General features: G+C 58.7%; 20 protein-coding genes. 2 read left to right on the top strand and 18 right to left on the bottom strand.

Features of this window, described 5'->3' with window-relative positions; genetic code table 11:
- The first annotated feature begins 24 nt into the window (after positions 1-24).
- Positions 25-1,140: a UDP-N-acetylglucosamine 2-epimerase gene (locus EAH75_RS13645; RefSeq protein ID WP_140652332.1), complete on the top strand. Its 1,116-nt coding sequence runs from the start codon at positions 25-27 to the stop codon at positions 1,138-1,140.
- 55 nt (positions 1,141-1,195) lie between these two features.
- On the opposite strand, the gene EAH75_RS13650 is transcribed toward EAH75_RS13645, so the two are convergent.
- The 12 genes from EAH75_RS13650 to EAH75_RS13705 all read right to left on the bottom strand — a co-directional run bounded on the left by EAH75_RS13650 (position 1,196) and on the right by EAH75_RS13705 (position 15,461).
- Positions 1,196-2,269 carry a glycosyltransferase family 4 protein gene (locus EAH75_RS13650; protein WP_241668947.1) on the bottom strand — a complete coding sequence of 358 codons (1,074 nt, stop codon included), beginning with the start codon at positions 2,267-2,269 and terminating at the stop codon, positions 1,196-1,198.
- A 40-nt stretch (positions 2,270-2,309) separates the two neighbouring features.
- Positions 2,310-3,098 (bottom strand): glycosyltransferase family 2 protein, encoded by a 789-nt coding sequence (locus EAH75_RS13655; RefSeq protein WP_140805807.1) that lies wholly within the window; start codon positions 3,096-3,098, stop codon positions 2,310-2,312.
- The gene (locus tag EAH75_RS13660) at positions 3,095-3,838 is read right to left on the bottom strand and encodes an FkbM family methyltransferase (RefSeq protein ID WP_140805809.1); all 744 of its coding nucleotides are present in this window, start codon (positions 3,836-3,838) and stop codon (positions 3,095-3,097) included. The genes EAH75_RS13655 and EAH75_RS13660 overlap by 4 nt, the downstream gene beginning before the upstream one ends.
- Positions 3,835-4,758, bottom strand: a complete 924-nt coding sequence (locus EAH75_RS13665; protein ID WP_140805811.1) for a class I SAM-dependent methyltransferase — start codon at positions 4,756-4,758, stop codon at positions 3,835-3,837. Before EAH75_RS13665 ends, EAH75_RS13660 begins: the two co-directional genes overlap by 4 nt.
- Entirely contained in the window at positions 4,755-6,080 is a 1,326-nt protein-coding gene (locus tag EAH75_RS13670) for a lipopolysaccharide biosynthesis protein (RefSeq protein ID WP_140805813.1), read from the bottom strand. The genes EAH75_RS13665 and EAH75_RS13670 overlap by 4 nt, the downstream gene beginning before the upstream one ends.
- Positions 6,081-6,104: 24 nt before the next feature.
- A complete protein-coding gene (fcl, locus tag EAH75_RS13675) occupies positions 6,105-7,046 on the bottom strand; it encodes a GDP-L-fucose synthase (protein WP_140805815.1) in 942 nt (313 codons plus the stop codon).
- A gap of 7 nt (positions 7,047-7,053) precedes the next feature.
- Entirely contained in the window at positions 7,054-8,172 is a 1,119-nt protein-coding gene (gmd, locus tag EAH75_RS13680; protein ID WP_140805817.1) for a GDP-mannose 4,6-dehydratase, read from the bottom strand.
- 66 nt (positions 8,173-8,238) lie between these two features.
- Positions 8,239-10,275 carry a tetratricopeptide repeat protein gene (locus tag EAH75_RS13685; protein WP_140805819.1) on the bottom strand — a complete coding sequence of 679 codons (2,037 nt, stop codon included), beginning with the start codon at positions 10,273-10,275 and terminating at the stop codon, positions 8,239-8,241.
- A 60-nt stretch (positions 10,276-10,335) separates the two neighbouring features.
- On the bottom strand, positions 10,336-12,135 hold the full coding sequence (locus tag EAH75_RS13690) for a phosphoethanolamine transferase (protein ID WP_161596304.1): 1,800 nt from the start codon (positions 12,133-12,135) through the stop codon (positions 10,336-10,338).
- Positions 12,136-12,151: 16 nt separating this feature from the next.
- A complete protein-coding gene (locus EAH75_RS13695; RefSeq protein ID WP_140805823.1) occupies positions 12,152-14,185 on the bottom strand; it encodes a tetratricopeptide repeat protein in 2,034 nt (677 codons plus the stop codon).
- A gap of 62 nt (positions 14,186-14,247) precedes the next feature.
- A complete protein-coding gene (locus EAH75_RS13700) occupies positions 14,248-14,679 on the bottom strand; it encodes a pilin (protein WP_140805825.1) in 432 nt (143 codons plus the stop codon).
- 341 nt (positions 14,680-15,020) lie between these two features.
- Complete coding sequence (locus tag EAH75_RS13705; RefSeq protein WP_140805827.1) at positions 15,021-15,461, bottom strand: pilin; 441 nt, start codon at positions 15,459-15,461, stop codon at positions 15,021-15,023.
- Positions 15,462-15,669: 208 nt separating this feature from the next.
- On the opposite strand from EAH75_RS13705, the gene EAH75_RS13710 reads away from it, so the two are divergent.
- The gene (locus tag EAH75_RS13710) at positions 15,670-17,799 is read left to right on the top strand and encodes an alpha/beta hydrolase family protein (RefSeq protein WP_140805829.1); all 2,130 of its coding nucleotides are present in this window, start codon (positions 15,670-15,672) and stop codon (positions 17,797-17,799) included.
- A 382-nt stretch (positions 17,800-18,181) separates the two neighbouring features.
- Here the strand turns inward: EAH75_RS13710 and EAH75_RS13715 are convergent, their stop codons facing one another.
- The 6 genes from EAH75_RS13715 to EAH75_RS13740 all read right to left on the bottom strand — a co-directional run bounded on the left by EAH75_RS13715 (position 18,182) and on the right by EAH75_RS13740 (position 23,752).
- On the bottom strand, positions 18,182-18,676 hold the full coding sequence (locus EAH75_RS13715; protein WP_140652360.1) for an REP-associated tyrosine transposase: 495 nt from the start codon (positions 18,674-18,676) through the stop codon (positions 18,182-18,184).
- 196 nt (positions 18,677-18,872) lie between these two features.
- A complete protein-coding gene (locus EAH75_RS13720) occupies positions 18,873-19,895 on the bottom strand; it encodes a magnesium and cobalt transport protein CorA (protein WP_140652363.1) in 1,023 nt (340 codons plus the stop codon).
- 52 nt (positions 19,896-19,947) lie between these two features.
- On the bottom strand, positions 19,948-21,153 hold the full coding sequence (locus tag EAH75_RS13725) for a DUF4105 domain-containing protein (protein ID WP_140805831.1): 1,206 nt from the start codon (positions 21,151-21,153) through the stop codon (positions 19,948-19,950).
- A gap of 132 nt (positions 21,154-21,285) precedes the next feature.
- Complete coding sequence (locus EAH75_RS13730; RefSeq protein ID WP_140652367.1) at positions 21,286-22,131, bottom strand: HlyC/CorC family transporter; 846 nt, start codon at positions 22,129-22,131, stop codon at positions 21,286-21,288.
- A gap of 92 nt (positions 22,132-22,223) precedes the next feature.
- The gene (gene ybeY, locus EAH75_RS13735; RefSeq protein WP_240046229.1) at positions 22,224-22,667 is read right to left on the bottom strand and encodes an rRNA maturation RNase YbeY; all 444 of its coding nucleotides are present in this window, start codon (positions 22,665-22,667) and stop codon (positions 22,224-22,226) included.
- Between the two features lie 104 nt (positions 22,668-22,771).
- Complete coding sequence (locus tag EAH75_RS13740) at positions 22,772-23,752, bottom strand: PhoH family protein (protein WP_140652369.1); 981 nt, start codon at positions 23,750-23,752, stop codon at positions 22,772-22,774.
- Between the last annotated feature and the right edge of the window lie 146 nt (positions 23,753-23,898).

The raw sequence follows: 23,898 nt of genomic DNA on the forward strand, positions 1-23,898 counted from the left end.
GATCTACATGGTTAATACGTCGAGATGAAACGCATATCACCGAAGTCAAAAGCAACGGCAAATTTCTTCGTCTTCGTCATAGGGACGCGTGCTCAGTTGATCAAGGTGGCTCCGGTCATAGTTCTGTGCGAGAGCAAGGGGTTGCCCATATGTCTGCTGATGACTGGCCAGCATCTGGAAACGATTCAGGATCTGGTTGACGAATTTGGCATTCGTACACCGCTCACTCGAACCGTCGAGGCGATGGAGCGGTCGACTGTGGGTTCATTGTTGTGGTGGTTGCCGTCGGCATATTTTGGTCTTCGCAAGAGCCTGCAGAAAATCAAGGCGGAAAACGCCAATTTCGATGTGATTGTCCACGGGGATACGCTGTCGACGCTAATTGGGGCCTTCGCAGGCTGGCGCGTAGGCGCTCGCGTGGTGCACCTGGAAAGCGGTCTGAGTTCCGGCAAACTCTTCGACCCCTTCCCGGAAGAGCTGTCTCGACGCATCGTTTTTAGGCTGATCGACTTGGCCATGTGTCCAAACGACGAGGCGGCGGCATACATGAGAAGCAGACATCGCTGCAGGGTGGAGGATACGAGAGGCAATACGATTCTTGACGCCGTCGCGATGGTTGGAGCGATGGATGTTGCCCGCGATCAGAAGCCAGCCTACCTGGTGGTCTCACTGCATCGATTTCAAAATATCTACGACTCGTCGCGCTTGTTGGAACTGGTGGTGTTGCTGGAGGCGGCTGCGTCGAGATACCCAATTCATTTTGTGTTGCATCCCGCGACCCGCAAACGTCTGGTTCACGAAAAGCTGTTCGACCGACTGGCTGCGGCTCCCGGCATGGTCCTTTCACCAAGGTTGGGGTATGGCGACTTTTTGCGCCTCGCCGCAGGTGCGGCTTGCGTAATGACCGATGGTGGCTCGAATCAGGAGGAACTGGCAGCCTTGGGAGTCCCGACCATCATCATGCGCAAGGCCACGGAGCGGCCTGATGGCTTGGGCGGCAATGCCGTAATGGAAGCGGATATATCCGAAGGGGTGCGGTCGTTTCTTTTGAAAGGTGATTTTGGGAGATTGCTTGCCAGCCCCATTAAACTGGAGGCTGATGGACCTTCGGAGCGAGTGGTGAGATCGCTTTTGAAATGATGGAAGATGACTTGGTGGGTATTCATTCCGAAACCATCAGGCAGCCGCCGTTCAATCAACGCAAGCCGTTCAGAAGGCTCTCCAATTTTTCCCCTTGCATTTGCCAGGTCAGGCGATCGCCGTAATCGGCGCTGGGTCTGGCAAGCATTTCAAGAATTCCCTTGGAAAGAGCCTCGGAACTGTCGGGAACCACGAGATGTTCTCGGCTTTCAGCGAGCATCCAGCGAACCGGTTCCGTCGCTGTGGCAATCACAGGCACCTCACAAGCCATGGCTTCGCACAATTTGGCCGGATAGCTGTAACGGCCGAAGCTGGTATCGGCGGTGATCACACATGAAATGTCGAGCGCATTGATCAGCCTGGGCAACTGTGCGTCAGCGACGTAACCCGTGCCGATGACCCCCGGTTCGTTCAATGCGTGTTGGGGGGGGCTGCCACTGAGCACCAGGCGAAGCCCCGGTTTTGCAAGTCGCGCCTGACGAAACGCTTCGAGAAGAACTTCCGTTCCGCGGCTCTGAGACCAGCTGCCGATATAGCCGATCAATGATGCATCGATCGGCAAGCCCAGCGTCTTGCGACATGCGACTTTGTCCAAAGGAACAAACTCTGGATCCGCCGCCATGGGCAGCATCTCGACCGGATGTCCCGTTGGTCGCAGCGATTGCAGTCTCTGCGCCAGCTGCGGGCCGGCTGCTGTTACCAGGTCGGCAGCACGGATGGATCGTCGCCACAGTGCGTGCAGCGGCAGGTTCCATGGCATGTAGGCTTCGTAGTTGTCATAGGCATCGATGGCGAGCCGCGCCCCCGTGCTTCTGGCCAGCTTCTGGGCCAGCCATCCATAGTAGGTATCGGAAACGCCGATTACCCAGTCGGGCTGGAACGCACGCGCATCTTGATCGAACTTTCGATAGATCCTTCTGGGTCCTAGTGTTCGCACATCATCACTGGTCCATTCCACACCGGCGAAGCGTCGCTGCGTTGAGGGCAGGTGTGTGTGGCTGCATAAATGCACTTGCACCTCATGGCCGAAGGCAGCCAACGCAGCTGGTAAATAATGGAAACGGCCATAGGGGCGCTCGATCAGATCGCGCTGTTGAGGGTGGCGTTTTGACAGAAAAAGAAGGCGCAAGCGTGGCATCCATTTGCGTGAAGAGCCTTAATGAGCACTTTCAGTGTGAGATATTGAACAGGCGCGCGATCGGGTATCGCCAGAGCTTGTCTAGCCAACAGAGATAGGCGCGGAACGTTCCATAGCGTTTGCACCGTGCCAGAATTTCGCGCTGTTCACGCAATCGTGCAAGTACATTCTTGCGGCTTATTCCCGCCGCCTCGATCAGGACGCTGGTGACATCTAAATGTATAGCGCGCGTTTCGACCGGAAGACGCAGCAGGAAATCGAGATCGCCGGCGATTCGGTACTGGGTGTTGAAAGATCCATAGCGTTCGAACAGGGAACGCCGGTGCAGCAGTCCTGGGTGACACACAACCATGTGGCGACCGATGCGTCGATAGTTCCATGCCGATCCATAATGCATCTCTTTGGAAGTCGCAGGATCGAAGATGAGCCCCTGCGATGTCACCAGGTCATATTCTTGCGTACGGGCAGCGGTAATCAGTCTTGCCAATGCGTCGCTATCAGCCCACGCATCGTCGGCGCCGAGGAAGCAGACATACTCGCCTTGAGCGTGCGTCAGTGCCTGATTCCACGCATCGTATATGCCGCCATCCTTTTTGCTCTGCCACCAAGCGATGTGCGATTCATGCTTGCGGATCAAGTCGACAGTTCCGTCGGTGGAAGCGCCATCCGCGATCAACAGCTCCCAATTTGTGAAGCTTTGCTCGTCGATTGACTTCAGGCAGCGTTCGAAAGTTCGCGCTGCATTCCAAGTCGCGACGATGATCGAGAGTTGTGGAGTGGCTGTATGGAACTGTTCTATAGCAGGAGTCATTGCGCTCATTGATAAGGATCAGTTGCGAAAAAGGTTGCATCAACCTGCAGCATGCGACCTGAGCGAGGGTCGCAAAAGCCTGGCCAGATGGCCCAGATCGAAAATCCCAACGTGCGCAGACGCTCGATGAGGTCATTGAACAATTTTTGCCCCTCATACAATGGTACGAACGACAGTTCCAATTGTAGTCCTCTGGCTTTGTGGAGAAGTTCGGTCGCACCGTCCAGCACGCGATCCTCGTAACCCTGCGTGTCAATTTTGACAAAGGATCGCGTTCCAGGCTTCAGATAATTGCGCGCCACTGTGTCCAGTTGCGACAGTGGTACGCGTTCGCTACCTATGTAAGCCGAACCCGGTGCAGCAGCGGTATGACTGTCTAACATCTGAAGTGCCGAACTACTGACGGAATTGCCGGCGATGTGTATTTCGATCTCACCATCGCGATCGCCAATTGCGGCTCTTGGGGCAATGTCCCATTTCGAGTCGTTTCGGCTGGCCCGTAATAGTTGCGCATGTGCGATCGACAGCGGCTCAAAAGAGATCAATCGTTGCGTATAGCCTGCTTTTCGCAATGACTTCGCGAACTGGCCGGTATTGGCGCCGACGTCGAATACAAGATCAATCTTCTGTTCTGCGAGCATGAGCGATAACCGACCCATGTCGGATTTTTCTGGACGGTGGCGGTGTATATCAATGCCGAGTCGGTTCGCAGTTTGTCGAATCAGGCTCTCGAAACTACCAGTGCTCATGGATACTTTCCATTCCGAACCAGGACAATAAACAAATGGTCAGCGCTGACCCCGTTTCCCGGAACGCTAGTCACATCCGGACGACTCAACATACTCCTAAGCATATTCCTTAAATACAAGTATGCAGAAGGAAAATAGCCGTAAATATAGGTGAGTGCAGTCGCAAGACAGCGATGCCAAATTGAAAGGTGGCAGTAACGAAATTTGTCGCAGTGTTCGATGGAAAGACCACGCGCGTTTGAAAAATGGCCAAGCCAGTCTCTTGAAAGAAAGGAGATATGTTCGGGATAGAAGCAGTACCACCAATTGGCGTGGAAGCGATTCCATAAATAGTTGTCCGCATCGCCAGTGGTGATGATCAAGGCACCGCCGGCAGCGAGTTGGGTGAAAAGCTTGTCGATCAGGCAACCCGGGTTAGGCATATGCTCGATGACATCGGACGCGATGATGATATCGAAGCGCAATTCGCCTGGGATATCGTCGAGCGATGACCAGATCTGTGCGAGTTGTTTGTCAGTCGCGAAGGCGGCGGCAGCTTTGTTGATTTCGACTCCGTGTCGTTCGTAGCTGGGACTCAGTCGCGCTAGTAAGCCGCCTGTGTAACAGCCGAAATCAAGAATCCGGCCGCACAGCGGCAGGCGCTGGAGAATGTAATCGATGATCAGCTCCCAGTCCTGTCTGATAGCATCTACCGGCCAAGTCGAGACGGCAGTGTTGTCATATAGTCGACGGTAGACATCCGCGTCATGCAACGGATACCTGAATTTCAGTCGACAACTACAACAGCGGTATAGAGCTCCCCCTGGCAATTGCTTTTCGAGGTGCTTTCCAGCGAACCAGCGGCTATCTGGAAGCTTGCCCAATAGACGAAGCTCATGAGCGGCACAGTAGGGGCAGGTGATATCTGAATTGTCGTTCATGGTAGAGATCCGTCGCCCGATGCGAGAGAACTTCGCCGGCCGACGCGACGAGTACGATTCTCTTGAAAAAAGTGTCTGGCCAACGGAAAAACCAATGCAAGTGACAGGAGTGCATAGATGCCCCTGCCCGCGGGCGCACCGATCAGCCCTTCGCGGGTAATTGCAAAGTACATGGTCGTTATGGCGATGATGCCGCAAGACAGGACAGTAAGGCCGACAAAACGCATTCGCCCCATGCCGAGCAGGATGTAGTAAGGAACGACGTTCAGCGCCAATATCCAATAGGCAATTACTAGCCAAGGCAATATTTTCGCTGTTGAAGCAGCCGAATCTGCGCCGATCCAGCTTCGAAGGATCATCGGGCCAAGCAGAAGCAACACCAAGGCAAGGAAACTGCTCAGTAGCAGGTTCCCTGCCACGGTCAGCTTGGTTACTCGCCAAAGCGAGAAATGCCCTTGCCCTTCCAATTTGCGACTTATCTTCGGGAAGATCACGCTAAGACCAGCGGCGGAAACGGCATGAATCTGCATCGCGAGTTGCGAGGCGATCGAATAGTAGGTGAGGCTCGAAGCGCCGAGCAGTGAGCCCACCAGCATCCGATCGGCGACGCCGAACAGCATGCCACCTACGCCCTGCAACCAGCCCCACTTGGCGAAATGCAGAATGGTGTTGGCACCAATCAATGTAGGACGCAGGTTGGCCAAACCAAGCAGTCGCCTTGCAATGATTGATTTGGCAATCAATCGGAGCACTGCAACTACCAAGAGCGCCATATACAACGCCCACAGCATTGGCCACACCCATAGAACCAGCCCGGCGCCAATGATTTGCGTGGTCTTGCTTGCAATTTCGATTCGGGCAGCTTGACCAAAATGCTCGGCGCCCTTTATCGAAGAACTGAACACATTGTCCACCTGCTCCAGCCAGATCAGGGCAGCAGCCGCGACGCCGGTTAGCCGTATCAGTGCGGGATCGCCCATGCGGCTGAGCAAGACTGGCCCTGCAAGCCAAAAGACAGCAAGCACCAACAACGCAAGAGCACCACCACCCAACGAAGCGATGGCGAGTGAAATTTTCACCGCATGCTCAATATCGCAACCATCGCTGCGACCGATTCCGGCTGAGACTGCCTTGATCGTTGCTGCGCCGGTCCCGGCGTTGAGCACGCCGCCGAATCCCACCGTTGCAGTGAGCAGCATCCAGTGCCCATAGCCCCCGGTGCCGAGCTGATGGAGAAACCACGGCGTGGCGATGAACAACAACAAGGGGTAGGAGCCGTACTCCAGCATCGCCCAGGCTGGGCTGGCGAGCTTTCTCAACATCACGGCGTGCTCATCGACAAGAACTCATGCACGGGAATGAGTCTGAGATGCCTTGAACCAACGATAGGTATCATCTATGCCTGCGCTAAGTCCAAGTTGGGCTCTCCAGCCCAGTCTTCCAAGCTTGCCGATGTCTAGCAATTTGCGGGGCGTTCCATCGGGCTTGCTGCGATCGAACGTCAATTCGCCTTGATAGCCGATTACATCGGAGACGAGATGCGCAAGATTTGAAATACTGAGTTCCTGGCCAGAGCCGACGTTGATAATGCTGCCATTGCTGTAGTTATTCATAAGAAACATTAGCGCATCGGCCAGATCGTCGACGTGCAAAAATTCTCGCAACGGTTGCCCACTGCCCCAAATGACAACTTCCGAAGAGTCGACCAGCTTCGCTTCATGGATGCGCCGGATCAGTGCAGGCATGACATGCGAGTTTTCTGGATGGAAATTGTCACCGGGCCCATACAAGTTTGTCGGCATCGCGCAGACTGCGTCGAAACCGTATTGTTGGCGATACGCTTGGCACATTTTCAGGCCGGCAATCTTGGCAATGGCATACCACTCGTTGGTGGATTCCAGCGGACCGGTCAGCAGATACTCTTCCTTGATCGGCTGAGGGCAGTCGCGCGGATAGATGCAGGACGACCCTAGGAACAGCAGTTTCTTGGCGCCGTGTTTCCATGCGCTATGGATCACATTCGTCTGAATCGCGAGATTGTCGCGAATGAATTCGGCGGGATAGGTGCTGTTGGCATGGATGCCGCCGACCCTGGCGGCAGCCAGGAATACGTATTCCGGCTTCTCAGTGGTGAAGAACTCTTCAACCTGTGCTTGATGAGTCAGATCGAGTTCCTGATGCGTACGCAGTAGAAGGTTGTCGGCGCCTTCGGCAAGGAGACGCCGCACGATGGCTGAACCAACCAGTCCGCGATGCCCGGCAACGTAGATGCGTGCGTGTATGTCCATGGTCGAATTATTCGTGATAGTTGGGCGAGGCATAGCCGGCGCTGCGGACCAACGCATCACGCCGGGCCAGCTGCAGATCGGCCTGCATCATCTCACGCACCAGTTCATTGAAATCGGTGCGGGCGCGCCATCCGAGTTGCTGACGCGCCTTGCTCGGATCGCCCAGCAATGTCTCGACTTCTGCCGGACGGAAATAGCGGGGGTCGATGGCCACGATCCGCTGCCCAGGTTTGACGGCACTTTCGGTGGGCGCGCTGGCGACGATGCCGTGCTCTTCGATACCACTACCGATCCACTCGATGCGAATGCCCAGTTCGCCGGCGGCGCCGTCCACGAACTCCCGCACCGAATGCTGGACTCCGGTGGCAATCACGAAATCTTCCGGGCTGTCCTGTTGAAGCATCAGCCATTGGGCTTCGACGAAGTCGCGTGCATGGCCCCAGTCACGGCGTGCATCGAGATTGCCCAGGTAGAGGCAATCCTCTTGTCCTAGGTGGATGCGCGCAAGGGCGCGGGTGATCTTGCGGGTGACGAAGGTTTCGCCGCGCCGCGGCGATTCATGGTTGAACAGGATGCCGTTGCAGGCGTACAGGCCGTAAGCCTCGCGATAGTTCACCGTGATCCAGTAAGCGTACAGTTTGGCCACGCCGTACGGCGAGCGGGGATAGAACGGCGTAGCTTCCGACTGCGGGACCTGTTGCACCTTGCCGTAGAGTTCGGAGGTGGAGGCTTGGTAGAAACGCGTCTTGCGCTCCATTCCCAGGATGCGGATCGCTTCCAGTATCCGCAGCGTACCCATGGCATCGGTGTTGGCGGTGTATTCAGGCGTCTCGAACGACACCTGTACATGGCTTTGCGCGCCGAGGTTGTAGATCTCGTCTGGCTGTACCTGCTGGATGATCCGGATCAGGTTGGTGGCATCGGTCAGGTCGCCGTAGTGCAAGAAAAACCGCTGCCCCGATTCATGCGGGTCCTGATAGAGGTGGTTGACCCGCTCGGTGTTGAATGACGATGCCCGGCGCTTGACGCCATGAACCTCGTAACCCTTCTCCAGCAAAAATTCCGCCAGATAGGCGCCATCCTGACCGGTGATTCCAGAAATAAGTGCTCGCTTCACGAGGTTCATCGCCTGATGGGGATCGCAAGTTGTCAGTTTAAGCGTTGCCGGTGCCTGCGCGTAGAGTGCCTTTTCTCACTCGCGCGACAGCCGGGCCAATTGCTCCCGCAAGGGCTCAAGGCTATTGTTCAACCGACCACCGATATTGAGTCGTTCCAATTGCTGCAACGCCTGAGCGGCTTCATCCACGCGGCCCTGGGCAACCATCATCCGGACTAATGTGATCCGATAGGCAGCTTCATTTGGGCTGGTTTCGATGGCTTCCCTCGTCATGCGCGCGCCCAGCTCCTTGTCATTCAATACGTTCCAGGCGTAATCGCCATAGGTAGCAAGTAGACGCGCGCTGGGATGGGGATGTGCGAGCGCAGCCATAAATGCATCGATCATGCGGTCTCGGGGCAGGTCGCAGTGATTTTCGCGCGCACATTGAGTCAACGCGCCTAACGAACTTTCGTCCTGCACCCCCGGTGTGTGTGCCTTGAGCTTGGCGATCAAACTACGCCACCAGGAATCTTTTAGTGGCAGATGCATCTTTGCGTTCATGAAGATCAAGGCTTGCTCGGGGAGAATCGATGAACCCGGCAAGGCCGCGGATCTCTCCAACGGAGCGTAGGCAAGTGCTGTAAAAGGCGAGGCCGGAGCGTAGTGCGAATAGATGATATAGGTGCGACCCAGTTCATACTGGGATCTTGGGGAGTCTGGCGCACGGGACGCCAAATCTTCGGCCAGCCGCAACGGATCACCCCACGCGTAGGATGTCAGAGCGGTTAGAGCGGTCCAGCACAAGAACAACCCCCCGAGCAAAACGTGACGGGGCAGGGCAAAGGGTCGGTTGCACGGTACCGCCAGTATCGGCACGACCGCCATGAGCAGCCCGAAGCTGGCGAAATAATTTCGGTGTTCGTAGATCAGTTCCAGCGGAAGGATGGTTCCGGTTAGGAGCTCGCATCCAAGGAAGAGCGCCATTCCCAGGGCAATCAGGGGTTTGCGCGACCGTAGCCAGATGCCCGCGCCGATAAAGATGATCAGAAATGCAATGCTGCCAAGCGTGCTCCATGGAGTGGTCAATCCCACTGATATGCGAAAATCATCGTGATAGAACGAAAGCGCATTGGGCGTAGGTAGAAGAGTCCACGCTATGTAGTCAACGACAATGCGTGCTTCGCTGAGCAGGCGCGTGCCGAGGGTGAAGTCGCGCGATGCCCATGTTTCGGGTTTCAACAGGCCGGGAACCAGCCAGACCAAACCAAGCAGCATCGGTAGAACCAGAACGAAGAGGTAAAGACCGACGACGCGCAAGTCGCGTCGGGGTGCCTTCACATCGGGAGCCCCCGGGAAAGGTCTGTTTTCGACCGATTCGCCAAACTGAAACAGTGCCCACTCGGTTAGCAGTGCATACAGCGGCAACATCACCGCCGTTTCCTTGGCAAGAAGGCCAAAGGCCGTTGGAATCGTGACGCTGATCAAGCAAAGAACGAAGCCGCGAACGTATGTCGAAAAGCCGACGCTTTCCTTGCTTGGAGGCGAAGAAGTAGACGCGCTGGCAAGCATAAGGCGGCGACCGCTGACATAGCCGAGCAAGCCAATTAATACAAATAGATTGGCCATGCTCTCCATGCGCTGGACGACGTACAGCACGCCGGTCAGGTTGATCGGCAGCAGCAACCAGCCACCGGCGACCAGCGCGCCCACTACGTCAGCCCGGGCCATGCCGCTCTCCGTCGCGGGGAAACGATCGGCCACCAGTGCATCATCTTCTTGTACCAGTAGTAGCGCCCTTGCCAGCAGAAAGACCAACAGCCCGTTCAGCAGGTGAATGACGAGATTGGTCGCCTTCATCCAGAATGGATCGAGGCCACTGATCAGGTAGTTGATCGCAAAACTGAGCGAAGCGAGCGGGCGCTTGAAATCGCTCGCTGGTGAAGAAAGGGCTGCGTTGATCAATGAAGGCAGACTTGCATCCGGCGGTTGTACGCCCTGGTTGTCGACAATGTTGGGGTAGTCGTCGAACAGGTAGCTGCCTTGAAGGCCTGGCCAATACACGGCGGCTGTGATTGCCAGCAACAAGAGCACTAGCCATAGGCCACTACGGCGAGACGGAAGCAAATTCATAGACACATCGGGCACTCAATGGGTCATGCATCGTAACGGACACATGGATGCTGGGTCTGGTCAGCCGCCCACCTGCTTTGTCGTCGTTGGTCGCGGGGTTGCCGCGCTCGAAGATTCGCCGGGAAGCGCGAGTGGGGCTTTCGGGTTCGCCGGAATGACAATCGGACACTTCTTGCCAAGCACGGCATGATCGAAATCGCTCTGCCACGCCGAGTTGACGATGCGAGGGCGGTAATGCCATTGCTGGCTGAACAGACTCCGCGTCGCGTCATGACTGGGAAAGTTCACGCCAGCCATATCGATCAGTGACTCGAAAGTGTTCGCGCTAAGTGTGCGTTCTCCTGCATGTGCGCGCATGTTGGCCACGCGTTCCGGGAACTGTTGTGCGTAGGTATCCGAATACCAGAAAAAAGCCGGAATCTGAAACTCGAAATGTGTGCCGAGACCATGCCCCGCGAAAGAGCACGTCGGCGTTACCAGCATTTCACCGTGGTCCGACTCGAACCACAATGCGGTGGTCGCGTCGCTTTGACGCAGAATGTTAATCGCTTCGGCAAGCACATGGTCGGTATACAAGATCGTATTATCGTAGCTGTTCTGCATTCGTATGCCTGGCAGAATGCTGTCGTCCTGATCGGAATAAGTGGGCCGGAAGTGCTTGAAACTTGCTGGATAGCGATAATCGTAGCTCAGATGACTTCCCATCATATGCAACACGATGAATAGATCATTATTTGAATCATGCAGCGCGCCGCGTAGAGGCGCCAACAGATCCTCATCGTAGCTCCCCGGTGCTGCCCATGAGGCATGATTCAGCCATTGGACGTGCTGGGCCTGATAGGCATACATCGACACGGGCGAATCGAACTCGCCGATCGCTAGCTGATTGGATATCCAGTAGGTTTCGTAGCCCGCCTCCTGCATGGCCCGCAAAATTGAGGCCTCATCGAAGGTCGCACTTTTGCTTGTGATTGGCTTGCGCGTCAGGATTTGTGGGATGGCATCGATTGACTCCGGCCATGAGGTCACCATGTGTCCAATCGGGACAAGATTGGTGACGCGACTTAGTTTTGGATTGGTTGCGCGTGTGTAACCGAAAAGCTGCCAATTGGCGCGTCGACTGCTTTCACCGATCACAAGCACATACACTTGGCGCTGGTGCACTGGACTAATGCGATGGGCGTGAAAACGATATGCGTCCAGTCGTGAGGCGCTGGCACGCATGGCGGTCCATTCCGCCCGATAGCTGGTTACACGTTGAAACACCCCGAATGGATAACCGAGTTCGACTGGCGCACCAAGGGTCGACCACAGTTTCATTGCTCCATGCATACGCTGGCGCAGATTCCCGGATGTCGTGGCCAAGGTTGTCGCCATGGCTACTAGCGGCGTGGTAATAACGATGACGAGAATCCACGACCGTCCGCGACCTCGCCAGCGCACGCGCGCGCGTGCGCTGCATCGCGCGGCCAGCAGTGCCAGAGTCACAGCGGCCAGTAGGCAAAGTAGGATGGGGGTTAGTGAGCCACCCAGGTATTCGCGCGTTTCCCGAGGATTGGTAGCGACCAGCGTGGCGATGATTTCTGCTGAAGTGGGATGGCGATAGGTGGCGATGAAGAACGCCTCCATCGGGGCTAGTAATGCAAATGGAGCTAGCAGGAGACAGGCCAGCCACGGTGCGTCGCCCAGCAATGCAAAAAACACCAACAGAAGAATGACCGGCACCATCAAAGCCTGTATCCACAGCGCAATGCCGCGCCCGTACCACCACCAGATCAGGTTGGGCAGCATTAACAATGCAAACAGCGAGAACAAGGCGATCAACGCCCACTTGCGATTTGAAGTGAATCCTTGAGTCATAATCGATTTTCTTGATTCAATGACGAGGTGTATTGTCTGACCGATGCGGGATATCGACGGGTGACTGGCCGTCGGGTGTTGTGTGTTCTTCCGCCTGCTCGCTAAGGGTGGCGCGTAAGTGCGTGAGCTCATGCGGCCAGTAGTCCTGTCGCGTGAGCACCCACTCGTGCACCATAGGCATGCCAAAGTCCGGCGGCATGGCGTGGCTTTTTACCTGTTGATAGTGATCAAGCAATTGGAGGCCTTGCGTCGGGTAGCCAGCGGAACCCAGTATCGCGGCGACCTCCAGTGCAAATCCGGGGCGTATTTGCAAATCAAGTGCGCGGAGATAGTCCGCGAGCGCCTCATCGGGCTGATGCTGTGCGAGCGCAATTCGGCCGCGCATATAAAGGAAGTCCTGCTGCCGCCCGGAGTCCGCCAGTTTTGGGTTGTGGAGGCCATCGTTGATCAGATCGAGCAGGACCGCCAGCGTCAAGCCGGGGCACTCGCCGGTCGCGGCTACAGGCAGGGTGCGGTCAAACCAATTGGCGAATAACGATCCCGTATTGGCGCTGCCGCGCATGGCTGTGCGCGCAGCGGCAATGTCGCCCGATGTTATTCCGCCGGTCATGCAGTGCGCGCCGATCAGGCTGAAGGCTAGTTGTACTTGGTCAGGCTGAGCGATCAGCAGATTTTCCAGTCGGCGCGCCGCATCGAAAGGATGTCCGGTTTGCATCTGGTTTTGCGCAGCATTGGTCTGTGCTCTAGCCGAGTTGGGGTTGATGTCTGCCCAAACCAGCGCTTGCGCATGCACATTACCCCACACCTCGGTACTGGCATGGGTCATCACCGCCAAGCCGAGCGGCAGCACAATCATCAGGCCACGTTTGAGCAAGGACAGTGTCCGGGTGTCCGCCAGCCACAGCCCCAGCGGCCAGAACATCAGTAATGCGGGCACGTAGTTGCGATGTTCGAAATACAGCTCCAAACCAATCGATGTGGATTCGAGCAACTGGCCTGCGAAGTAAAACAGGATAGCCAGCGACCACGCGGGGTAGTGTTTCCGCAACCGCCAGGCGACACCGATCATTATAAGAATGGCAATGATGGCCGGTAACGTTGTGGCGGGATGCAACAACGAGGTGGATGCGACGTACTGGTCGTTGAACAGTCCGCTCGAAAACGCCCGCGGCACCCACAATAACGACAGGTAATCCAGCAGTATTCGCGGCTCGGTCAACAGGCGCTGCGCGGTCGACCAAGGCCGTATTCCCATGTTGTCACCATGCAGCATGCCAAGCACGGCGATACGGGTCAGGTACGCGAGAATGGTCGCCGCAGGAACTACCCCCAGTATCCACATGACGCCGCGATGGGCGAGTATCGCCTGCCCTGATGGCAATGCGTGCCGCGGTTTCAAGACAATGACTTCTATCAGCAGTGCATAGAAAGGCAATAGGGCGCCGTTGGCTTTGGCGAGGATGCCCAGCAGGGTGAAACCGCCTAGTCCAATCACGCTCCAGATCAGGCCGCCGCGGATGTTTCCACGGAACAGTTGATTGCGTCCGTGTAGCCAGATCAGCAGGCCGGCCATTACGCAGGTGGCCGGCAGCATTGCTTCGCGCTGGACGATATACAGGGTGGTGGATACAAGCAGCGGGTGCAGCAGCCATAGCGCGGCACCGAACAGGGCGGCGGTCTGGTAACGGCGAGTTTCAACTACCAGTGATTGCCCAAGTTTGGCGAGCAGGACATACAGCAATGCCCCGTTGAACAGGTGCAGGATCAAGCTGGTGCGCTTGAAAGGGAATGGATTGGCTGGCCAGTCGTTCGCGTCGAGCAAGAAGGTCAGCAACGTCAATGGTCGACCGGTGGGGTCGGCGGTACCGGAAGTAATGTAGCGCCAGAAAGTTGGCCAAGTGTCGATCGGGCCGGTGGCGCCCAAAGCCGGCAAATTAGCGAAATCGTCGAACAGGAAACCACCATGCAGACCAGGCCAGTAAGCGGCCAGTGTAAGCAGCGCGAATGCTGCCCATGCGAATAGCGGCCTTATGGAGTAGCGATTTTGCATCTGTTATCCGAAAAAAAGGGCCGCCCGAGGCGGCCCTTCTGGTAGCAATCTTGCCGAAACTATTATCGGCAGGAGGTCGGCAAGTACTTGGGCAACAGGGCCGCATTGCCCTTGCAGTGCCATTCGACGCTGCCGGCGTGGGTGATCGCAGACATCGACAGCTGAGCGCTTGCCAGTGCTTTATTCGCTTTGGCACCCACGTATGTGGCCGTGATGATACCGCTCGTCACAGTGAGCGTGTCCACGTACTGTCCGGAAATCAGCGATGGTGCTGCAAGCCCGGCAGATGTGTTGCCCCCTGGAAAGCGACCTGTATTGCTGTAGAACTCGCCGACCGCGGTCTTGGCACCATCAGCCAACACGGCACCTTCAGACACCTGCGTGCGAATCAGGTAATCCTGATAGGCCGGGATGGCGATGGCGGCGAGGATCGCGATGATCGCAACCACGATCATCAATTCGATCAGGGTAAAACCTTTCTGCATCTTCTTCATGATAGTTCCTCTGTATTTGGTTAGCTAACCGTGTGATGCCCCCTGAGCCCCAGTCCCGTATCCCCCTAGGCGGGATCGGACCCCATACTCATGGTCAGGAACGACCAGGAAGCTCGCGGCAGAGTCAAGCAGGTTGTATGCCATAACTGCTGCGGGTGTATTCCCGCATATTCGCGGGTGAAAGGATTGTGCCCGGGGTCACGAAAGCTCGCAACCACTGGTACGACATGTCTGCGAGGTTTTGGAAGTGTGACCCAAAGGCGGTACGGGGTGTTGTCCATGCCGGGCACTTAGTGACGCTCATTGTCAGTTTGTGTGGTGGTCGTGATAAGTCAGCGACGCTATTTGCGACAAGTCGTAGGCAGATATTTGTCCGCCACAGTCCCACCGTTGCAACTCCAGGTAATGCTTCCGGCCTGAGTGATGGCAGAAAGCACAAGGGTGCTAGCTCGAATGCCCTGGTTGGCCTTGGGACCATTGAAGACGACCGTGATCTTGCCGGCGGGAGTCAGGTCCAGGCTGGAAACGTATTCGCCGATAATCGAGGTGTTTTTTGCCAGGCCTGCGGACGCGTTGGATTTAGGGAACCGTCCGGTGTTGGAGACGAAGTCCCATTCTGCGGCCTTGGCCCCGGTGGCCAGAACCATGCCCTCGCTGACCTGGGTACGTATCAAATAATCCTGATAGGCCGGGATGGCAATCGCGGCAAGGATCGCAATGATTGCAACGACGATCATCAGTTCGATCAAGGTAAAACCGGCGGAAATGCGCTGGCGCAACATGGTGGACTCCCCTGTGAGTGCCAGTAGCAGGCACGTTTTGTACCAAATGTGAAGAGCCGGCGTGAGCTGGATCACATTGCCGTACGAGGTTCCACAAGACTTGAGTCATGGGACTTCCTCTCGTGACCTGGTTGGTAAATGACGGGTTGCTTGCTTCGTGTCCGCGCCGCGCTTAACGTCGAGGTTTCGTCCAACCCGAGGAAGTTCCATGAAACCCCTGATTGCCGCGCTACTGCTTGCGCTGGCCGCTGCGCCTGCGATGGCGGGCGATGTTGTGGATACCACCTTCGTCAAGACTGAGGGCGTGCATGCATTCAATGTGCGCGACCTGGTGATGATGGATCGGGTCAGCGATCCGCAGCTGTCGCCGGATGGGCGCTACGCGGCGTTTGGCGTGCGCAGCACCGATTACGCAGCTAACAAGGGCGTCAGCGCGATCTATGTGTTGGATCTCGACAAGGGTGGCCAGCCGGTGAAGGTGGTCGACAAGGGTGGTTCGGCGCGCTGGTCGGCGGATGGGCGCAGCCTGTATTTCGTGGCACCGGCCAAGGGCGTGGCGCAGTTGTGGCGAGTGGACCTGGGCGGCAAGGGTGGTTTGAACCTTGCCAAACATGCGGCGGCCGCACAGGTGAGTCATGGCGTGCTGGACCTCGGCGGCTACAAGCTGTCGCCGGATGGCAAGCAGGTACTGTTGTCGTACGAGGTGTTCACCGACTGCACCACGCTGGCGTGCACCCAGCAGCGCGCCGCGGCGCGTGACAAGGACAAGGCGAGCGGCACGCTTTACACGAAGCTGTTCGTGCGGCACTGGGACACTTGGGCTAACGGCCGGCGCAATCAGCTATTCGTGGCCAGCTTCGATGGAAAGGGACAGTTGCCCGCCGAACCGAAACTGCTGAGCCGTGGCATCGACGGGGATGTCCCGAGCAAGCCTTTCGGTGACGAGGGCGAGTTCGCGTTTGCGCCGGATGGCAAGAGCGCGTACTTCGACGTGCGCATTGCCGGCACGACCGAGCCGTGGTCGACCAATTTCGACGTGTACAGCGTACCGGTGGATGGTTCCACCGCGCCGAAGAATCTCACCGCTGACAACAAGGCGTGGGATGCATATCCGGTGGCCTCACCGGACGGCAAGACGCTGTACTACCTGGCGATGAAGACGCCGGGTTCCGAGGCCGATCGGTTCGCGATCATGGCGCTGGATCTGGCTAGCGGCACCCGGCGTGAAGTGGACCCGAACTGGGATCGTTCGCCCGGTGGCCTGACGATTTCCGCCGATGGCAAGACGCTGTATGCCACCGCCGACGACAACGGCCAGCATCCGCTGTTCGCGATCGACGCGGCCAATGGCAAGGTCAGCCAGTTGGTCGGCGAGGGCACGGTGGGCGGCTATTCCATGGCTGCCGGCAAGTTGCTGCTGACGCGCGATGATCTGAAGCGCCCGGCGGATGTCTATCTTGCGCAAGCCGATGGCAGCGCCCTGCGACAGGTCACCCACTACAACGCGGCGGCCCTGAAGAATACGAAGGTCGGCGATTTCGAGTTTTTCAACTTCAAGGGCGCGAACAACGCAACCGTGCAGGGCTACGTGGTCAAGCCGGCCAACTACCAGAGCGGCAAGACCTATCCGGTGGCGTTCATCATCCACGGTGGCCCGCAGGGCGCGATGGAAAACGGCTGGAGTTACCGCTGGAATCCGCAGACCTATGCCGGCCAGGGCTTCGCCGTGGTGACGGTGAATTTTCACGGCTCCACCGGTTACGGCCAGGCCTTCACCGACGCGATTTCCGGCGACTGGGGTGGCAAGCCGCTGGAGGATCTGAAGCTGGGCTGGAAGGCCGCGCTGGACAAGTACAGCTTCCTCGATGGCGACCGCGCCTGCGCTATGGGTGCCAGCTATGGCGGCTACATGACGTACTGGATCGCCGGTGTGTGGAATCAGCCGTGGAAGTGCCTGATCGATCACGACGGCGTGTTCGATACGCGCGCGATGTACTACGACACCGAGGAGCTGTGGTTCGAAGAGAAGGAAAACGGCGGCACGCCCTGGGAGCATCCTGAGAACTACGAGAAATTCAATCCGGTCAACCACGTCAAGGACTGGCGCGTACCGATGTTGGTGGTGCACAGCGCCAACGATTTTCGCATCCCGATCACCCAGGGCATGGGTGCGTTCACCGCACTGCAGCGCCGCGGCATCCCCAGTGAGTTCCTGACCTTCCCCGATGAAACCCACTTCGTGCTGAAGCCGCACAACAGCGTGCAGTGGCACGACACGGTGAATGGCTGGCTGAAGAAATGGACGGCCAAAGACGCGCCGAAAACGCCAGCGAAATGAATCTTCTCGTGTCATGACTACATTGTGGGAGCGACTTCAGTCGCGATGCTCTTGCTGCCTTGAGGCTGGGCCATCGCGGCTGAAGCCGCTCCCACAAAATCGCGCGGATCCTGTCCACAAGGGACTCCCCGTGGTCGTCGGAGCGACTTCAGTCACGATGCTCTTGCTGCATTGAGGCTAGGCCATCGCGGCTGAAGCCGCTCCCACAAAACTACGCGGATCCTGCCCACAAGAGACTCCCCGCGATCGTGGGAGCGACTTCAGTCGCGATGCTCTTGCTGCCTTGAGGCTGGGCCATCGCGGCTGAAGCCGCTCCCACAAAACCACGCGGATCCTGCCCATAAGGGACTCTCTGCGATCGTGGGAGCGACTTCAGTCGCGATCAATCCAGTTGCAAACCAGTAGCGCCATTGATGAAGTACGCATCCCAATACGGATAGTCCATCAGGTCTTCCACCAACCCTGCGCGTACAGGGTTGGCAATGATATAGCGGGTTGTCTGCTCGATGGCCTCGTCCCGGCGCAGCGCATGATCATGGAAACCTTTGGCCCAGAGTGGTCCATCAAATGCACAGGATTGATTCACGTGACGAGCCGTTACGCCCTTGATGCGCTGAACTACGGTCGAGAGGTTTGCACCTTCGCCAAGTTCGATCAGGCCATGCCAATGGTCCGGCATCAATACCCAGCACAGGCAACGACTGGGCAACCAGAGTTCCGCGGAGGAGATTGTGCGAGCGGTCGCCCGTGCCAGTTCCGGATCGAGGAAATGGGGTTTGCGCTGCGAGGTGGTCCAAGTGATGAGATAGAGCTGGCCCGACAGGGAACGTCTGCCAGTGCGTAACCGTCGATAGCCCAGAGTGGGGAGGCGTGACATGGGGCCAGTTTGCAGGGCCGAAGCATGGCAGTCATGCAGTCAGCGGTTTGCTGGCTTGTAGTTGTTATCGGGCACATGTGTAGGAGCATCGCGACTGAAGTCGCTCCCACAAGCAGCGCACGTCATTTTGTGGGAGCGACTTCAGTCGCGATGTCTGGTTGTTTTGACGCGGAAACAGCCACCGCGATCCGCCAGCTCAGAGCCACTTCGCCCGTTTCAGCCCCAGGTAGATGCCGCCGACGACGAGAACCATCACGGTGATCATCGCGGGATAGGCCCATGGCTTGCTGAGTTCGGGCATGTGCTGGAAGTTCATGCCGTACCAGCTGGTGAGCAGGGTCGGCGCGGCGAGCATGGCGGCCCAGCCGGCGAGCTTCTTCATCACCTCGTTCTGGCCGAAGCTGACCAGCGAGAGGTTGACGCTGATGGCGGCAGACAGCATTTCGCGCATCGCGCCAATCGATTCGTTGACGCGGAACACGTGGTCGTAGACATCGCGGAAATACGGGCGCAGTTCGTCGGGGATCAGCTGCGGATGCAAACGTACCAGCTGGCTGATGATGTCCTGCAGTGGTGCCACTGCCAGGCGCAGTGTCATCAGGTCGCGCTGCATGTCATACAGGCGATGCACCGTGCTGCGCTTGAAGGTTTCGGCGAAGATGTCCTGCTCCAGCTGCTGCAATTCCTCGCGGAATTCGCGCACGATCGGCAGCAGGTTGTCGACAATGAAGTCGAGTACGCCGTACAGGCCATAGCTTGGTCCGTTGGCCAGCAGTTCCGGTGTGTGCTCGCAGGTGCGCCGCGCCGGTGCATAGGACAGCGAAGCGCCGTGGCGCACGGTGACCATGTAGCGCGGGCCGAAGAAGATATGTGTTTCGCCGAAGGCCAGGTGGCCGTTGATCAGCTGGGCGGTCTGCACCACCAGGAACAGCGAATCACCGTACGTCTCGATCTTGGTGCGCTGATGCGCAGCGTGGGCATCCTCGATCGCCAGGTCGTGCAGGCCGAACTCTTCCTGCAGCTTCAGCAGCAGGTGTTCATCCGGCTCGTGCAGGCCGACCCAGACGAAGGTACCCGGTTGCGCCAGCACATCGCTGATCGCGTCGAGGGTGACGTCACCGATCCGGCTGCCGTCCTGTCGATAGGCGATGCAGTTGACCACCATCGGCTGGTCGGAGGTTGATGGTGCGATTGGCGCTGGCGGGGTGAGCAGATTCATGCGCGCATCATGCCCCGCACCGGAAGACGGGGCAATTGCACATCGCCGGATATCAGCGGTTGCGACGCAGGCTCCAGGCCAGTGCCAGCCAGCACGGCAGCGCAAGCAGCAGCCACGGCTGGTTCTGTTGCACGGTGCCCGGCAGCAGGTGCAACAGCACGGCGATCACGATAGCGAGCAGTTGCAGTGCGATCACGCCGTCCATGAAACGCGAGGCGGCGAAGCCGCGGCGCGAGCGCCACAGCGTCGGCAGCAGCAGCAAGGCCAGCGGGTTGAACAGCAGCAGATTGGCATTGGCCCACGCCGAGTGATGCGTGGTGAGTGTCCACAGCGCCAGCAAGATCAGGCCGACGATGGTGGCCGAAACCAGGTACAAGGTGCCGAGCAGGGCATAGCCAATTGGCCACCGGCGCCGCGTCAATACGATCAACACGCCAATCACCAGGCCAGCCAGCGCCAGCGGCAGGCGCAGGTCGGGCGCGGCGGTCGGCGGCACGTCCAGCCGATTCGGCGAGGTCAGCTGTTCGCCGCGCACCAGCGGCTGCAGGCCACCATGACCGTTGTCGACACGCACCTCGCGCAACTGGGTCTGCAGTACTTCGGGCAGGAAGCTTTCCTGCCATGCGTCGAGCGGCTGGTCGGCATACGGCCCCAGGCCCAGATCCATGATCAGCATCAGCCATGGCTGCGCGCTCATCAGGCGCACCGTCTGCTGGCGGTAGGTCATGCCGCCGGGGCGTGCGGTCAGCTGGGCTTTCATCACGCCGCCCAGTGCCTTGTCCAGCGCGTCGCGCACGCGGGTGGTGCAGTTGTCGGCGTAGTAGTCGTAGTTGTAGCCGGCGTTTTCGGGGCGCAGGTTCCACAGCAGGAAATCGCGCAGCGCGGCCGCCTGGTCGGCAGTCATCGCCAGTGTCTGGCGGGTGACCGAGCGGCCGCTCTCGATGTAGAAGCGCTCGTCGATGCCGCTGGGGGCCGCGTCCATCAGGTAATGCATGCGACCGCGGGCGAAGTTGAGGAAGAAGTTCTCCTCGTTGAAATCGAACACGCCGTAGTTGAAGTTGACCGCCTCGCCCGATCCGCTGTCGCGCAGTTCGATCGCATCGTGACCGAAGCGCTCCCAGTAGGTTTCGCCGGGACCGTAGGTGATCAGCGATACCTCGATATTGGCGCCGGGGGCGTTGGCGATGCTGGCGTGGGCAGGCAGTGCGAAGGCCATCCAGAGCATGGCAAGGCAGAACGCGGAGCCGATGTATCGCATGAATCCAACCTTGTCGTAGTGGTGCTCTGTGGGAGCGACTTCAGTCGCGATGCGTCGCTGATTGAACACCAGAGCGTCGCGACTGAAGTCGCTCCCACGGGATCGCGCCTTTCAGGGCTGCGTCTGGGCGGCTCAGTCTTTCTGGCGATCTACGCGGAACTGCTGCACGCGTCGATCATCGGCTTCGGTGACGTGGAACTGGTAGTCGCCGATGCGGACTTCCTCGCCGACCTCCGGCAGATGGCCGAACTCCGAGGTGACCATGCCACCGACGGTGTCGTATTCCTCGTCGGAGAAGCCGGCACCGATGTATTCGTTGAAATCCTCGATCGGCGTCAGCGCGCTGACCAGCCAGTCACCGCCAGGCTGCTGGTGCATCAGCTTGGGTTCTTCCTCGTCGTCGTGTTCGTCGTCGATCTCGCCGACGATCTGCTCGAGTACGTCCTCGATGGTGATCAGGCCGGCGACGCCGCCGTATTCGTTGACCACCAGCGCCATGTGGTTGCGCGACAGCCGGAACTCCTCCAGCAGCACGTTCAATCGCATCGATTCGGGAATCAGCACGGCCGGGCGCAGGATGGCGCGGATGTCGAAATGCTCTGCCGCGCCGAAGAACTTGAGCAGATCCTTGGCCAGCAGGATGCCGAGGATCTCGTCCTTGTCGTCGCCATGCACGGGGAAGCGCGAGTGACCCGATTCGACCACGGCAGCGAGAATGTCGGGCAGCGGCGACTCGGCCGCCAGCATCACGATCTGCGCGCGCGGGACCATGACGTCGTCCACGCTCAGTTCGGTGACCTTGATCGCACCCTCGACCATGGTGAGGGTGTCGACGGACAGCAGTCCGTTGGTCTGGGCGGAGCGCAACTCCTCGATCAGTTCGCTGCGGTTGCGTGGCTCGCCGGAAAACATGTGGCCCAGCCGGTCCCACCAGGTGCGGTGTGCCGGGCCGCTGGTACTGCCAGGGTCGTCGTTCATCACTCGTTTGAATGCAGCCCGTAAACGGGCGGAAGGCCGATTCTAGCGGAAAAATTTTGACGCTTCCGAGGGTTTGCCAGGCGCAGGCAGGTTCAGGTGTACGGGTCGGCGATACCCAGGCCAGCGAGAATGCGGGTTTCCAGCGCCTCCATCACGTTGGCTTCGCCGTCTTCGATGTGGTCATGGCCGAGCAAATGCAGCACGCCGTGGATGGTCAGGTGGGCCCAGTGATCGCGCGGCGACTTGGTTTGCCCGGCGGCTTCGCGCAGCACCACCGGCGCGCAGATCGCCAGGTCGCCGATCAGCGGCAGGGCCACGCCGGGCGGCAATTCGGCGGGGAATGACAGCACATTGGTGGCGTAGTCCTTGCCGCGATAGTCGCGGTTGAGCGCGCGACCTTCATCGGCATCGACGATTCGGATGGACAGCTCCGCCGGTTTGCGGCGTCTGGCGCCATGCAGAGCCGCCTCGACCCAGCGGCGGAAACTGGCCGACGCCGGGAGGCCGGCGCGCGGCACCGCATAACCGACGTGCACCGTGGCGCTGCCTGGGGGGAGCGACTTCAGCCGCGATGATTTTGCCTCTTGTGAACGAACGCTCGCGACCGAAGCTGTTTTCACCGTTGCAGAAATCCGCCGATTCACTGGCTATCCTCTTCCTTCTGTTCGAACGCCTCGTAGGCGCGCACGATCTTCGCCACCAGCGGGTGACGCACCACATCGCGCGAGGTGAAGAAAGTGAAGCTGATGCCGTTGACGCCACGCAGTACCTCGATCGCCTGACGCAGGCCCGAGCGGGTGTTGCGCGGCAGGTCGACCTGGGTGACGTCGCCGGTGATCACCGCCACCGTGCCGAAGCCGATCCGGGTGAGGAACATCTTCATCTGCTCGACGGTGGTGTTCTGCGCCTCGTCGAGAATCACGTAGGAATCGTTGAGCGTGCGTCCGCGCATGTAGGCCAACGGCGCGATTTCGATCACGTTGCGCTCGATCAGCTTGGCCACCTTCTCGAAGCCCAGCATCTCGTACAGCGCGTCGTACAGCGGGCGCAGGTACGGATCGACCTTCTGCGACAGGTCGCCGGGCAGGAAGCCGAGTTTCTCGCCAGCCTCGACCGCGGGGCGTACCAGCAGCAGGCGCTGCACGCGGTTCGCCTCCAGCGCCTCGACTGCGCTGGCCACCGCCAGATAGGTCTTGCCGGTGCCGGCCGGACCCACGCCGAAGCTGATGTCGTGGCTGGCGATCGCGTGCAGGTAGCGCGCCTGGTTGGGGCCGCGACCCTTGATCACGCCGCGCTTGACCCGGATCGCCACCTCCTGTGTGCCTTCGGCGGCGTCGGCGCCGATCGCGTCGATGCCGGACTCGGCCAGATGCAGGTTGATCTTCGCGCCGGTCAGGGCTTCGTCCTCGGTCAGGGCGTAGAGCACGCGCAGCACCTTGTCAGCGGCACGCGCCGCCACTTCCTCGCCGATCACCTGGAAGATGTTGCCGCGATGGTTGACCTCGATGCCCAGCCGCAATTCGATCTGCCGCAGGTGTTCGTCGAACGGCCCGCACAGGTTGGCGAGGCGGGCATTGTCTTCGGGGTCGAGCGCGAAGTCGCGTTGGATAAGTTCACTCATAAGACGCGCGAGAGTAGCGCGCAAGCGGCACGAGGGCCACCGCCAGCGGTGACGCGCGGATCGCACGTGACTCATCCATGCAGGCGGGCGCGGGCGCCGACGGGGGTGGTGCTTGAAACTAATTAACCAATCAATTAATTTAGGCG

The sequence above is a fragment of the Rhodanobacter glycinis genome (assembly GCF_006438785.1).
GTDB classification, from domain to species: domain Bacteria; phylum Pseudomonadota; class Gammaproteobacteria; order Xanthomonadales; family Rhodanobacteraceae; genus Rhodanobacter; species Rhodanobacter glycinis_A.